We start from the raw sequence: 13340 nt of genomic DNA on the forward strand, positions 1-13340 counted from the left end.
CTCTGCGGAGTGGATTCCTGCCACCAAATTGCCCTAACGTCGATCAGTGGCCCCACCCTTGAGAATCGCCCTTTGGCGGGTCCGCCGCGACCGGCCGACTGGGCCCGCGGTGGGGCTTCGCCGAACGGCCCGTGACCACCGACCGAGGGATATGTGTGCCCATCCTTGCCGCTGAGCATCTGTACAAGATTTTCGGCCGTCGACCCCACCGCGGGGTCGAGGCCCTCCAGCGGGGTGTGACCCGCGATGAGCTTCGGGCCGATGGTCTGACGCCTGCGGTCATCGACGCCAGCTTTGAGGTGCAGGCCGGGGAGATCTTCGTGGTGATGGGCCTGTCCGGCTCGGGCAAGTCGACCCTGATCCGGATGATGAACGGCCTGCACCCCGCCACTTCCGGTGAGGTCGTCATCGCCGGTCAGCGGCTCTCGACGCTCAAGGGTGAGGCGTTGCGCAGGCTGCGCCGGGAGCGGATCGACATGGTCTTCCAGCACTTCGCGCTGCTGCCCCACCAGACCGTCGGCCAGAACGCCGCCTACGCCCTGAAGGTGCAGGGGATGAACCGCGCCGACCGGGAGGAGAAGGCCGAGCGCGCGTTGCAGATGGTGGGCCTGGGCGGGTGGGGCGACCACCTACCCGGTGAGCTGTCCGGCGGTATGCAGCAGCGCGTCGGCCTGGCCCGGGCGCTGGCCGCAGAGACCGACATCATGCTGATGGACGAGGCGTTCAGCGCCCTGGACCCGCTGATCCGGCGGGAGATGCAGGACCAGCTGGTGGACCTGCAGCAGCGGCTGGACAAGACCATCCTGTTCATCACCCACGACCTCAACGAGGCGATGCGGCTGGGCGACCGGATCGCGATGATGCGGGACGGGCGGATCGTCCAGATCGGCACTGCCGAGCAGATCCTCAATGACCCCAGCACCAACTACGTCGCCCAGTTCGTCCAGGACGTCGACCGCAGCAAGGTGCTGGCGGCGGGCGCCGTGATGGAGCCCCCGGTGGCCGTGCTGGGGGCCGACCAAGGCCCGCACGCCGCCCACAAGCTGATCCGCGAGCACCAGCTGCAGCACCTGATGGTGGTGCACCGAGACCGGAGGCCCGCCGGCGTCGTCTCCGCCGAGGACGTCGCCGCCGCGGTGGCCTCGCAGGCCCAGACGCTGCCACTGGTGCCGGTCGCGCAGCTGCGGACCGTCGACGAGAACGTCCCCCTGGGCGAGCTGCTCACCGACGCCGCCCAGCAGCGCGAACCACTGATGGTCCTGGACCGCGACGGCAGGCTGGCCGGCGTCATCCACCAGGTGACGCTGCTCTCGGCGCTAGGCACCCGACGGGAGTCCACCCGAGGCTCGACGCCCGCGAGCGCCTCGGCGCCGACCGGGCACGAGCCCACTGGGCACGGCTCGGGCAGGTCAGAGCCAGACGGGCACGAGCCGACCGCCCACCAGGAGGTGCCTGTCTAATGGCCGCCGACGACAACCTGCTCCCCCGGGTCCCGGTCGGCCAGTGGGCGGACACCGGCTTCGACTGGATCGACGACAACCTCTCGGTCCTGCTGGACCTCTTCCGTAATGTGATGAGCTCGCTCATCAACGGTCTGATCGACCTGCTCCTGATGCCGCCCCCGCTGGTGATGGCGCTGATCTTCGCCCTGATCGCCTGGTTGGTGGGCTCCTGGAAGCTGGCGCTCGGCTCGCTCCTTGGCCTCAGTCTCATCGTGTCGATGGGCATGTGGACCGAGTCGATGCAGACCCTGGCGCTGGTGGCCGTCGCGACGGTGTTCGCCGTGCTCATCGCCATCCCGATCGGGGTGCTGGCGGCGCGCAACGACACCGTCAGCGCGGTCGTGCGCCCGGTGCTGGACTTCATGCAGACGATGCCCGGCTTCGTCTACCTCATCCCGGCCGTGACCTTCTTCTCCATCGGCCTGGTGCCGGGCATCTTCGCCACCATCATCTTTGCCCTCCCCCGGGGGTGCGGATGACCGAGCTGGGCATCCGCCAGGTCGACCAGGAGACCGTCGAGGCCGGCCACGCCTTCGGGGCCTCCCCCGGCCAGATCCTGCGGGGCATCCAGCTGCCGCTGGCGACCCCCTCCATCATGGCCGGCATCAACCAGGTCATCATGCTGGCGCTGTCCATGGCGGTCATCGCCGGCATCGCCGGCGCCAACGGGCTGGGCAAGGTGATCGTGGAGTCGATCTCCCGGCTGAACACGCCCCTGGGCGTCGAGGGTGGCGTGTCCGTGGTGATCCTGGCGATCTACCTGGACCGCATCACCGCCGCCCTGGGCAACCGCCGCAGCTACACCGGCTCGCTGCTGGCCCTGGCCGCCGGCCGTCGGCGCCGCCTGGCAGCCGCGGACAAGGAAGCGCTGCAGAGCTCTCGGTGACCCGCGTCACGACCGCGGGCACTGCCAACTGGACACGACACCTGACCACGGACCAACGACGACAAGGAAGAGAACATGATGATGAGCACCCGACCCCCCGCATGCGCCTGCTGGCCATCGCAGCCGCGGCCTCGCTGGCCCTGACCGCCTGCGGCAACGCTGATGACGACGGCTCCGCCGACGACACCGGAGCCGTGGACGGCACCGGCGACGACACCACGGACGACACCACGGACGACACCGACGCCGCCGCCGGCGGCGGCGAGGACCTGGGCACCATCACCATGGGTTTCCTGCCGGCCTGGACCGACGGGCTGAGCACGGCCTACCTGCTGGAGAACCAGCTGGGGCAGATGGGCTACACCGTCGAGATGGAGACTCTGACCGAGGCTGCGCTCGTCTACGCCGCCCTGGCCAACGGTGACGTCGACATGTACCCCTCCGCATGGCCCGAGGTCACCCACGCCGACTACATGGACGAGTACGGCGACCGGATCGAGGACCTGGGCGGCTACTACGACGGCGCCGTCCTGACCATCGCGGTCCCGGAGTATGTCGACATCGACTCCCTGGAGGAGCTGGCGGACAACGCGGACCGCTTCGACGGCCAGATCTTCGGCATCGAGCCCGGCGCCGGCCTGACCCGGGTCACCGGCGAGGAGATGATGCCGGCCTACGGGCTGGAGGACTCCTATGAGCTGGTGACCTCCTCGACGCCGGCGATGCTCGCCGAGCTGCAGAGCGCGGTCAACTCCGAGGAGGACATCGTCGTCACCCTGTGGCGCCCGTTCTGGGCCAACAGCGAGTTCCCCCTGAAGGACCTGGAAGACCCCCTGGGCGCCATGGGTGACCCTGAGACGCTGCACTTCCTGGGCTCGGCGGACTTCGCTGAGCAGTTCCCGGAGGCCGCGGAGTTCATCGGCGAGATCCAGCTCTCGGACGAGGAGTACGGCGCGCTGGAGGACCTCGTCGTCAACGTGCACGGCGAGGGTAACGAGGCCGAGGCGGTCGAGGCCTGGCTCGAGCAGTACCCGGACGTCATGCCGGCGCTGCCCACCGCAGGCTGAGCCGCAACTCACGCACCACCACGACGCCCCCGCCGGCCCGCCGGCGGGGGCGTCCGTGCTCTGTCACCGGTCCGGCTCTGGCGGGGCCGGACGGCATACCGGTCAGCGGCGGATCTCGATCTGGGGCGCGTAGAGCTCCATCGCCGCGAGCGCCCGGTCGTGCGCCTCATCGGTGGAGCCGGCGCAGGCCTCGGCGACGACCTCGACGAAGCAGCCGGCATCCGCGGCGGCGAGCGCCGTGGACAGCACGCAGCAGTCGGTCGAGACGCCGGCCAGGACCAGGTGAGCGTCCTGCCCGACCACGTCGCGCAGGTGCTCGCCCCACTTGCCGAAGGTGGGCTCGGTGACGGTATGCGGCAGCCGCAGATCGGCGATCTCGTCCACGACGTCGAAGATCGGGTCGAAGGGCGAGCGGTCGGCGAAGGGGAAGCGCTCGAAGTAGGGGACCCAGGAGCCGTGTTTGGCGTGCGGCGGCACCCAGCGGGTCTGGACGACGCGCCCCTCGTGCTCGGCGACCAGCCGGCGGATCGGCCCGACCGTCTCGGTGAACCGCGGAGCGCACCACTGCGAGGCCGGGTCGGCGAAGATCCGCTGGGCGTCGATGACGACCAGCCAGGGCGGTGGGGTCCGGCTCATGTCCGTCACCGTAGTGCGTGGGGCGGCGTCAGGGGGCCACACGGTCGGGCTCACCGGCGGGGGTGGGCACGATGCCCTCCTCCTGCCGACGCACCGCGGCCCGGCCCAGGACCAGCCAGCCGACGAAGCCGATTGCCAGAGCGGCCAGCACGCCGAGGTTGGCCCAGGCCCAGGTGCCGTCCCGGCCCCCAAGGCCCAGACCCAGCAGGTAGCCCTGCCAGTTGTTCCAGGCCGCCTCGTCGGCGAACTGGTTGATGACCAGGCCCCAGCCCACGACCGAGCCGACGATCATGAGCGTGATCGGGGTCCAGTTCCAGCTGCCGTAGCGGCCCCGCGAGTCGAAGAGCGCCCGCTCGTCGTAGTCGCGGCGGCGTAGGGCGATGTCGGCCATCAGGATCCCTGCCCAGACCGCGATCGGCACGCCCAGGGTGATGAGGAAGCTCTGGAAGGGGCCGAGGAAGCTCTGCGCGAAGAAGACCACCCACACCGCGCCCAGCGTCATGATCGTCCCGTCGATGCCGGCGGCGGCCGGGCGGGGGACGTTCACCCCCAGGGAGAGCAGCGTTAGGCCGGAGGAGTAGATGCCCAGGACGGCGCCGCTGACCAGGGCCAGGACGGCCGCGAGCAGGAACGGCAGCAGGAACCAGGTCGGCAGGATGGTGGCCAGGGTGCCGATCGGGTCGTTGACGATGCCCTCCTCCAGGTCGGGGCGCGACCCGACGAGGAGCAGACCGTAGAGCACCAGGAGGACGGGAGCGAGCGCGCCGCCGACCGTGTTCCAGAAGACGATGGCGCTGCCGGGGGCGTCGCGACGCTGGTAGCGCGACCAGTCCGCGGCGATGTTGATCCAGCCCAGCCCGAAGCCGGTCATCAGCATCACCAGCGCCCCGATGACGGCGCTGACCGGCCCGGGCTCGATCGCCCGGATCGCGGCCAGGTCGATCTGGTCCCAGGTCATCGCGATGTAGGCGATGGTGACGGCCCCGGTCACCCAGGTCAGGACCGACTGCAGGCGCATGATCGTGTGGTAGCCGGCGATCGAGGCCAGGATGATCAGCCCGGCGATGACGACGATGGCCAGCACCTTGGTCGTCGTGCCGCTGGCCCAGCCCAGCTGCTGGAAGACGGTCGCGGTGGCCAGGACGGCCATGATCGCCAGGAAGGTCTCCCAGCCCATCGAGATCAGCCAGGAGAAGACCCCGGGCACCTTCTGCCCGTTGACCCCGAAGGCGGCCCGGGAGAGCACCATCGTCGGTGCCGAGCCGCGCTTGCCGGCGATCGCGATGACCCCGCAGAAGAGGAAGGAGAGCACCACGCCGACGACGGTGACGAGCACGGCCTGCCAGAAGGAGATCCCGAAGCCGAGCACGAAGGATCCCCAGGAGATGCCGAAGACGGAGACGTTGGCCGCGAACCAGGGCCAGAACAGGTCCACCGGCTTGGCGGTGCGCTCTGCCTCGTCGATGATGTCGATGCCATTGACCTCGACCAGGCGACGCTCGCCCTCGGTGAGCCGCGTGGTGGTGCTCTCATTCATGGCCTGAACTCTCCCACACGGCAGGGGGCGCATGGACAGGTCTGTGGCGTGGAGAGGACAATGGGAGCTGCCCGTGAATCGCCGACCCGGTCGCGCGCCGAAAGCGAAGGAGCCCCTGTGAGCTGGCCCATGAACAACCCCAACGAACGGCAGCCCTGGCAGGGCGGCCCCGTGGACCAGCCGCCGACGGCAGGTGCCTCACCGATCCCGCCCTATGCTCCCCCGCCGCCGCAGCCGGGTGCATCGGGCACGCAGGCGCAGCCGGGTGCGTGGGGCCAGCCACCCCAGCCCGGGGTATGGGGTCCGCAGCAGCAGCCGGGCGTGTGGAGCCCGCAGGACACCGTCCCCGGCCCCTCACATCTCCCCCACCAGCGCCCACAACTGCGTTATGCCCACTGGGGCGAGCGGGTGGCGGCGACGCTGATCGACGCGCTGTTGGTCCTCGGCGTCACCATCGTGGTCAACCTGGTGACCTTCGGCCTGCTGGGTGACCCGGGCGGCCTGGTCGGCTTGGCCGCGTGGGCCTACGTCGCCTGGCTCAACGGCAGCCGGGGCCAGTCCCCCGGCAAGGCGCTGACGGGTCTGAAGCTCGTACGGGACGTTGACGGCACGACTCTGGGCGGCCCCGTCGGCCTCGTGCGGACCCTGCTGTTAGGGATGATCGGCACGTTCACCTTCGGCTTCCTGTGGGTGCTGGCCGTCGTCTGGCCGGCCTGGGACCCCAAGAAGCAGGCGCTGCACGACAAGATGTTCGGCGCTGTGGTCATCTCCGGCCACCAGCCGATGAAGTTTGGCAAGGACCTTTTCCTGCCCTGAGCCACCCGCTGGCCCAACGACCCACCCAGACCGACGAACGGGGCGCGACACACGTGTCGCGCCCCGTTCGGCATACCCCTGAAGGGGCGGTCGTCAGTAGACGATCGAGAACACCCAGACCGCCAGGGTCATCGTGGTGGCCGTGATCAGCACGATGCCGATCAGGTTGAGATAGAGACCAGCCTTGACCATCTGCGGGATGGTCACGTAGCCCGAGCCGTAGGCGATCGCGTTGGGCGGGGTCGCCACGGGCAGCATGAACGCGCAGGTCGCGGCCAGGGCCACCGGGATGGCCAGGAGCATCGGGTCGACACCGATGCCGATCGCGATGCCGCCGGCGACGGGCAGGAAGGTCGCCGCGGTCGCGGTGTTGCTGGTCAGCTCGGTGAGGAAGAGGACTCCGGCGGCAAAGATCGCCACGGCGAGCACGACCGGGAGGCCGCCGACCCCGCTGGTGACCTCACCGATCCACTCGGTCAGGCCTGAGGCACCGAACTGGCTCGAGAGTGCCAGGCCACCACCGAAGAGGATCAGCACGCCCCACGGCAGCTCTTTGGCCGAGTCCCAGTCGAGGAGCCGCACACCACGGGCGGCACCGGCCGGCAGCACGAAGAGCAGGATGGCCACCGCCATGGCGATGCCCGCGTCCGAGATCGGGGTGTCGTCCGGCCAGATGAGCGGGATGCTGACCCAGGAGACGGCGGCGAGGAGGAACATGCCCAGCACGCGCATCTCGCCCTGAGACATCGGGCCCAGCTTGCGGATCTCCTGCGTCATCAGGTCCCGGCCGCCGGGGATCTGCGTGATCTCCGGCTTGTAGAACACCTTGGTGAGCAGCCACCAGCAGATGAACATGAAGACGATCGCGATCGGCACTCCCACGATCATCCAGTCGACGAAGCGGATCTGGATGTCGTGGTTCTCGGCCAGGTAGCCGACCAGCAGCGTGTTCGGTGGGGTGCCGATGATGGTGCCCAACGATCCGATCGAGGCGGCGTAGGCGATGCCGAGCATCAGCGCCGTGCCGAAGTTGGACTTGATGACCGCGGCCTTGACCTCCTCGGACTGCATGTCCATCTCGTCGGCGGCCTGGCCCTCCGTCCCCTCGGGTCCCTCGATCTCGGTGCCCAACTTGGCCACCAGCAGGAGCACGGAGACACCGATCGGGATCATCATCACGGCGGTGGCGGTGTTGGAGACCCACATCGAGAGGAAGCCGGTGGCGACCATGAAGCCGAGCACCACCATCGAGGGGTTGGTCCCCATGGCGCGCACCGTCACCAGGGCGATGCGCCGGTGCAGGTTCCACCGCTGCATGGCCAGGGCGATCATGAAGCCGCCCATGAAGAGGAAGATGATGCTGTTGCCGTAGTTTGCGCCGATGTCGTTGACGCTCGCGTCGCCCAGCACCGGGAAGACCACGAGCGGCAGCAGCGCGGTGGCCGGGATCGGCAGCGCCTCGGTCATCCACCACACCGCCATCAGGATGGCGGTGGCGGCGGTCAGCCGGGCCGAGTGCGCGACGTCGGCGGGCATGATGAAGTAGACGAGGAGAGCGGCCGCGAGGCCACCGGCCAGCCCGCCGTATCTCACCTTGCGGGTGCGCGGCTCGATCTCCGGCGCGCGCTCGCCAGGCGACTGCTGCTCGACCTCCATCCCGCGGTGCGGGTCGGGCGCGTAGTCCTTCAGATGGTCACCCGGGACCGGGCGGCTGTGATCGGTCACTGGAGGTACCCCCTTCGTTGCGGATCGATGCGCACCAACCTAGCCCCACGACAGGGTGTAGTAACACTGTCCCCGCCGGGAAGGGCGAACTTCGATCACGGCCGGGAGGGACGCGAGGTATGCGGCACGGCGCCGCATCGCTGCGCCGAACTGGTACGCACCGCCACACCTGACCTACCCTTGCCGGGTCGTGCGGAGTCAGTTCTCCGTTCGGGGCCTCTAGCTCAATGGTTAGAGCTGCGGACTTTTAATCCGTAGGTTGTGGGTTCGAGTCCCACGGGGCCCACTGTATTTGTGCAGGTCAGGCGCTGTTTTCATCCGCGGGCGCATCTCGCCGAGGCGCTGCCGCGGCCCGTAGGCCGTCACATCCTGGCCGTCCAGATTACCGTCGAGCTTCGCGGCCGCCCCGTCGAGCGCGTCGGGCAGCAGGGAGGTGTAGAGGTTGAGCGTCGCCGCCGGCGTGCTGTGGCCCGGGATGGGCTGCACCTCCACCGGCGTCGCACCCGCCTGGATCAGCAGCTCGCGCAGGTTGGCGCAGGTCGTGAAACCGCTTGCCGCCACCCATGCCCGCGACGGCCTTGCTACGGACCACCGCTTCCAGTTCGACGCCCGGAGCCGCTCCCCCTTCGGCGAGGTGAACAGCACCGCTGAGGCGGGTCGCCCCTCCGTCAGCTGCCGTAGCTCGTCGACCAGCCGCCCGGGGGGATGGGCACGCGGCGCTGACCGTGCCGTGACTTCGGCGCCTTGATCTCGATCCGGCCGCGTCAGGGGGATCGTCTGCTGGCGTTGGTGCGGAGCCGTTCTCGTGCGGCGAGGGTGGTGAAGCGTTCGACGTCGGGGATGCGCCCGGACAGGACGAGTTCGTCACCTTGGTGAATGATCGTCTCGGGCACCGCGTAGGTGAATGGCTGTCCGGGGCGTTTGACCCCTACGACCGTGATGGTGTGTCTGGTGCGGATAGCTGATTCCGACAGCGGCCGGTCCCAGGTCTCGGCCGGGGCGTAGCTGCGGGCGATCGCGAACTCGTCCTCGAACTCCAGGTAGTCCGACAGGCCTCCGGTGACCATGTGCGCGACGCGTTGACCCATGACGAACTCGGGGTAGATGACGTGGGAGGCGCCGATGGTCCGCAGGATCTTGCCGTGCTTGCGGGTGATGGCCTTGGCGTAGATGGTGTCCAGGCCCGCCTCGCTGAGGGTGATGACCGACAGCACGCTGGCCTCGATGTCGGAGCCGATGGCCACGACAGCCTTGGTGAGGTCGGGTACGCCGAGCTGGCGCATGGCCTCGCCGTCGGTGGCGTCGGCGCGCACGGTGTGGGTGAACTCGTCGGCATACTTCTGCACTCGGTCGTTGTCGACGTCGATGGCCAGGACCTCGACTCCCTGGCGCACGAGCGTCTCGCAGACGGCGCTGCCGAACCTGCCCAGACCGACCACCAGCACCGGTACGGTGGCGGCGGTACGGGACTGCTTCCTCTTTCTAGCCAACAATGGGTCGCTCCTCGGGGAACTGGTAGTGGCGGTGTCGGGTGTTCAGCGCCAGGGCGCTGGCGACGGTGATCGGACCGACGCGACCCAGGAACATGAGGACCATCAGGAGGAGCTGGCCGGCCGGGGGGAACTGCGCGGTGATCCCGGTGGACAGTCCGACCGTCGCGAAGGCCGAGACCGCCTCGAAACCGACGTCGAGAGAGGGCAGGTCGGTCAAGATCATCAGCGTGATGGTGGAGACGATGACCAGCGCGACCGCCAGCAGCGACACCGCGAGGGCTTGGCGCTGGACCGCGTTGCTGATGCGTCGGTGACCGACTATGACGTCCGGCTCGCCACGGACCTCGGACCAGATGACCACCGCCAACAGCAGGAAGGTGGTCACCTTGATCCCTCCGGCCGTGCCCGCACTGCCGCCGCCGATGAACATCAGGACCATCGTGATGGCCTCGGTCTCGTCGGTGATGGCCGCGTAGTCCACGGCGTTGAAGCCGGCGGTCCGCGGAAACACACCGCCGCCGAGGGCACCGACCGCCTGGGTGACAGGAGGCATTCCCGCGAGAGTCCCCCCGGGCTGGGACTCGAAGATCCAGAACAGCGCGATGCCGACCGCGAACAGCGTAGACGTCCCCCAGATCGTGAGCCGGGTATGGACGCTCCACCGGGTCACTGGTCGCCCGCGCAGCAGCTCGCGCAGCACGGGAAACCCCAGGCCGCCGAGGATGACCGCCGCGCAGAGGGGCCCGATGATCCAGATGTCGCCCACAAAGGCGATGACGTTGTCGGTGTACAGGGCGAAGCCGGCGTTGTTGAAGGAGGACACCGCGTGGAAGATGCCGTGCCAGGCCGCAGTGACCGGGTCCATGCCATACCCGAACGCGAAGCGCAGGGTGAGGGCGACGGCGACCACGGCCTCGATGACCAGCGACAGGCCGACTACGCGCCCCACCACCCCACGGACCTCCCCTAGGTCCCGGCTGTGGGAGTCTGCTTGGGCGGCCAGCGACGTCCGCAGCCCGAGCCGGCCCCGCACCTTGAGAGCGAGCAGGGTGGCTAACGTCATCACCCCGATCCCGCCGACCTGAATCAGGCCCATGATGACCACCTGGCCAAAGGGTGACCAGTGCGTGGCGGTGTCCACGGTGACGAGCCCGGTGACGCAGGTGGCGGAGACGGTCGTGAAGGCGGCCACGAGCAGGTCCGCCGGGACACCGTCGGCGCGGGAGGCCGGCAGCATCAGCAACGAGGTACCCACGAGGACCTGCAGCAAGAAGGCCAGGGTGACAAGTCGGGCGGGGTAGGCCCACAGGTGCGGCACGAAGGGACATCCTGCGCCCGCGCACGGCCCCGGCGCAAATGGTGAACGCGCAGTCGCACCGCGGACGTCGTGGATCTCGCTTCCGCCGGCGTTCCAGGGCGCCCGAGCACCTCGCGTGCGTGGCACGATCGGGACCCAACTCAGCACAGGCTGCTGGCCCGGGAGGGGAAAGTGGCGCGTTGACGGTGCCAACTGCCGCCGCTGTATGCGCGTGGCTTTGCAGCCGGGGCCGTCAGCTGAGCGCCGCGGCGAGCTCTTCCCAACCCGCGATGCGCACATGCCCATTGGCGACACGCGTGAGTTCGAGGTCCTCGGTGATGAGCACGTCCGCCTGCAACTTCGCGACGGCTACGTACTCGGCGAGGCGGGTATCCCACAGGTCCAGGTCGGCCGCCACCTGCCAGGCCACTCGTCGCGACACGCGATCCGCCAGCAGGCGCATCTTCGTCGTGGCGACCTTGTCGAGGAGCGACAAGGCGTCCGTCGTCGGCAGTTCGCCCGTGCGCACCTGCCGGTAGAGCAGGGCGAGCACCTCGGAGCGCAGTGCTCCCGGTCCGACCAGCTGGTGGTCAGACGTCAACGTGCCCCCGGCGTGGACGAGCCTGAGCGCTACTGGCGCATCGATCGCGAAGCGCGTCATGGACCTCAGGTTAGAGCCACCTCGCCCTGCGCGCAGCCCCCGAATGTGTCACGCCGGCAAGTGCGGCCGCTCAGACCCGGCCCACTGCGGCATAGGAAGGCGTTGTAGCGCTGGGGTCTGGACGTGAGGAACGTCCTCCTGATGCGCTTGTCGGGCTTGGTATCCCATCGCCTTCAGGAGGACGTCCCAATGTCTAACCGTAGTGGTGTCTCGCGTGGTGACCGGAACAGGAACGCCCGGCTGGCCCGGCTGCGTGCAGCGGTCCCGGTAAGCAATGCGATCGTTGGCATCGACCTGGCCGAGCGCAAGCAGATGGTTGTGGTGTGCGACCACGACTCCCGGGTCCTGGCCCGGCGCACCTTTCGGTGCAAGGCCTGGGACCTGGGGGCGGCGTTGGACTGGGCCGCCGGCCACGCTGCCCGGCGCGGCTTCAGTGGGGTGACTGTGTCGTGCGAGCCGACCGGGCACCGGTGGCGGATCCTGGGCCAGCTCGCCACCGACCGGGGCATGGGCTTTGTGTGCGTGCAGCCGACGATCTCCTCGTGGGCGCGCAAGTCTGAGGATCTGACGTTCGACAAGACCGACGACAAGGACGCCGTCCTGATCGCCCGGCTGGTCGGACAGCTGCGCTGCTACCTTCCCGAGCCGGTCGATGAGACCTGGGGCCGGTTGCGTCACCTGGGCACCCGCCGCGCCCAGCTGCTCGAGGAGCACGTCGCGTGCGTGCAGCAGCTGCGTGACCTGCTCGAGTGCGTCTGGCCCGCGGTCCTGACCGCGGCCGCGCAACCGTTCAAGTCCACCACCTGGGTCGCCGCACTGACCGTCATCCTGCGCCGCGACGGCGGCGACCTGGACCGGACCCGTCGCCTGGGCGCGGCCCGGTTCGAGCGTCTTGTCCGGACCGAGATGGTTCGTCGTGGGAAGGTGCGCCCGTGCCTGCGGATCGTGCGGAAGGTGTACGCCGCCCTGGCCGACCGTGCCGGTGTCCTGGACCACCGGGCCGGGGCGCTGGAACGCGCGGAGTGGGTGCTGAGTGACTGGGACACGGCCCGGGCCCAGCAGGTCGACGTGGAGATTCGCATGGTCACCGTCCTGGACCAGCTAGACCTGACCGGCCTGGTCACCACCATCCCCGGCCTGTCCGCGGTCGGCGCCGCGGCGATCCTGGCCGAGACCGGGGACCTGTCCAGGTTCACCTCCGCCCGGGCCGTGGTCAAGCACGCCGGCCTGGCCCCGCGGGAGCGGATGTCGGGGACGTTCACCGGCAAGGCGAGGCTGACCGGCGCCGGACGACCTGGCCTGCGGACCGCGGCGTGGCGGGCGGTGTGGGGGTGCCTGCAGACGAACAAGGTCTACGCCGCCCGGTACCGGCACCTGACCACCCGGGAGACGAACAAGCTGAAGGCGACGCAGGCGCAGACCATCATCGCCGCGGCGATCCTGCGCCAGCTGCACGCCGTCGTCGTCCACCGCCAGGCCTGGGACCCCGCCCTGGCCGCCGGCACCACCAAGACCCAGGGGCCGCTCGTGGCGGCCTGACCCCCAACACGTCGAGCGAGGCGTTCGCGCGTCACCAGCAGGGCCGGGGCGAGCCTTCCGCGGCATTGAGAACCCTCACCGGTATCTCGTCTGTCATCAAGGGCCGCCCCGGCCCGTCGTCACCGAACCCGATCACACGCTGTCGAGCCACAAGCTCCATTACCGCTATGCAGGGACGACG

10 protein-coding genes, 1 tRNA gene and 1 pseudogene are annotated in these 13340 nt (G+C 69.3%); 6 read left to right on the forward strand and 6 right to left on the reverse strand.

Translation table 11 applies throughout. The features are described 5' to 3' along the window. Positions 1–155 precede the first annotated feature (155 nt). The 3 genes and pseudogenes from FY030_RS13380 to FY030_RS13390 all read left to right on the forward strand — a co-directional run bounded on the left by FY030_RS13380 (position 156) and on the right by FY030_RS13390 (position 3455). Positions 156–1460, forward strand: coding sequence for a quaternary amine ABC transporter ATP-binding protein (locus FY030_RS13380; RefSeq protein WP_158061980.1), 1305 nt, complete (start codon positions 156–158; stop codon positions 1458–1460). Then, positions 1460–2388: pseudogene (locus FY030_RS13385) on the forward strand (ABC transporter permease). Before FY030_RS13380 ends, FY030_RS13385 begins: the two are co-directional and overlap by 1 nt. A gap of 101 nt (positions 2389–2489) precedes the next feature. After that, the gene (locus FY030_RS13390; protein ID WP_158061982.1) at positions 2490–3455 is read left to right on the forward strand and encodes a glycine betaine ABC transporter substrate-binding protein; all 966 of its coding nucleotides are present in this window, start codon (positions 2490–2492) and stop codon (positions 3453–3455) included. A 102-nt stretch (positions 3456–3557) separates the two neighbouring features. Here FY030_RS13390 and FY030_RS13395 read toward each other — a convergent pair whose 3' ends face one another. Together FY030_RS13395 and FY030_RS13400 are read right to left on the reverse strand one after the other, a co-directional pair. Continuing rightward, a complete protein-coding gene (locus FY030_RS13395; RefSeq protein ID WP_158061983.1) occupies positions 3558–4091 on the reverse strand; it encodes a cysteine hydrolase family protein in 534 nt (177 codons plus the stop codon). A gap of 28 nt (positions 4092–4119) precedes the next feature. Beyond that, on the reverse strand, positions 4120–5628 hold the full coding sequence (locus tag FY030_RS13400; protein ID WP_158061985.1) for a purine-cytosine permease family protein: 1509 nt from the start codon (positions 5626–5628) through the stop codon (positions 4120–4122). Positions 5629–5745: 117 nt separating this feature from the next. Between FY030_RS13400 and FY030_RS13405 the strand changes: the two genes are divergently transcribed. Next, on the forward strand, positions 5746–6444 hold the full coding sequence (locus FY030_RS13405) for an RDD family protein (RefSeq protein ID WP_192498613.1): 699 nt from the start codon (positions 5746–5748) through the stop codon (positions 6442–6444). A gap of 93 nt (positions 6445–6537) precedes the next feature. Here the strand turns inward: FY030_RS13405 and FY030_RS13410 are convergent, their stop codons facing one another. Beyond that, complete coding sequence (locus FY030_RS13410; protein WP_158062842.1) at positions 6538–8100, reverse strand: SLC13 family permease; 1563 nt, start codon at positions 8098–8100, stop codon at positions 6538–6540. 282 nt (positions 8101–8382) lie between these two features. Here FY030_RS13410 and FY030_RS13415 point away from each other — a divergent pair. Beyond that, positions 8383–8455 (forward strand) — tRNA-Lys (locus FY030_RS13415). A 478-nt stretch (positions 8456–8933) separates the two neighbouring features. On the opposite strand, the gene FY030_RS13420 is transcribed toward FY030_RS13415, so the two are convergent. From FY030_RS13420 to FY030_RS13430, 3 genes are all read right to left on the reverse strand, one after another. Beyond that, the gene (locus tag FY030_RS13420) at positions 8934–9662 is read right to left on the reverse strand and encodes a potassium channel family protein (RefSeq protein ID WP_420371860.1); all 729 of its coding nucleotides are present in this window, start codon (positions 9660–9662) and stop codon (positions 8934–8936) included. After that, a complete protein-coding gene (locus FY030_RS13425; RefSeq protein WP_238348363.1) occupies positions 9652–10980 on the reverse strand; it encodes a TrkH family potassium uptake protein in 1329 nt (442 codons plus the stop codon). The genes FY030_RS13420 and FY030_RS13425 overlap by 11 nt, the downstream gene beginning before the upstream one ends. A gap of 232 nt (positions 10981–11212) precedes the next feature. Continuing rightward, positions 11213–11620 carry a hypothetical protein gene (locus FY030_RS13430; protein WP_158061988.1) on the reverse strand — a complete coding sequence of 136 codons (408 nt, stop codon included), beginning with the start codon at positions 11618–11620 and terminating at the stop codon, positions 11213–11215. Between the two features lie 189 nt (positions 11621–11809). Here FY030_RS13430 and FY030_RS13435 point away from each other — a divergent pair, with 189 nt between their 5' ends. Then, the gene (locus FY030_RS13435) at positions 11810–13159 is read left to right on the forward strand and encodes an IS110 family RNA-guided transposase (protein ID WP_192498614.1); all 1350 of its coding nucleotides are present in this window, start codon (positions 11810–11812) and stop codon (positions 13157–13159) included. The last annotated feature ends 181 nt before the right edge of the window (positions 13160–13340 follow it).

The sequence above is a fragment of the Ornithinimicrobium pratense genome (genome assembly GCF_008843165.1).
Lineage (GTDB): Bacteria > Actinomycetota > Actinomycetes > Actinomycetales > Dermatophilaceae > Ornithinicoccus > Ornithinicoccus pratensis.

Excerpts from the sequence above, each read along its gene's own strand:
- FY030_RS13390 (WP_158061982.1), top strand. The coding sequence starts at position 2,490 with ATGCGCCTGCTGGCCATCGCAGCCGCGGCCTCGCTGGCCCTGACCGCC.
- FY030_RS13395 (WP_158061983.1), bottom strand. The coding sequence starts at position 4,091 with ATGAGCCGGACCCCACCGCCCTGGCTGGTCGTCATCGACGCCCAGCGG.
- FY030_RS13400 (WP_158061985.1), bottom strand. The coding sequence starts at position 5,628 with ATGAATGAGAGCACCACCACGCGGCTCACCGAGGGCGAGCGTCGCCTG.
- FY030_RS13410 (WP_158062842.1), bottom strand. The coding sequence starts at position 8,100 with ATGGAGGTCGAGCAGCAGTCGCCTGGCGAGCGCGCGCCGGAGATCGAG.
- FY030_RS13430 (WP_158061988.1), bottom strand. The coding sequence starts at position 11,620 with ATGACGCGCTTCGCGATCGATGCGCCAGTAGCGCTCAGGCTCGTCCAC.
- FY030_RS13435 (WP_192498614.1), top strand. The coding sequence starts at position 11,810 with ATGTCTAACCGTAGTGGTGTCTCGCGTGGTGACCGGAACAGGAACGCC.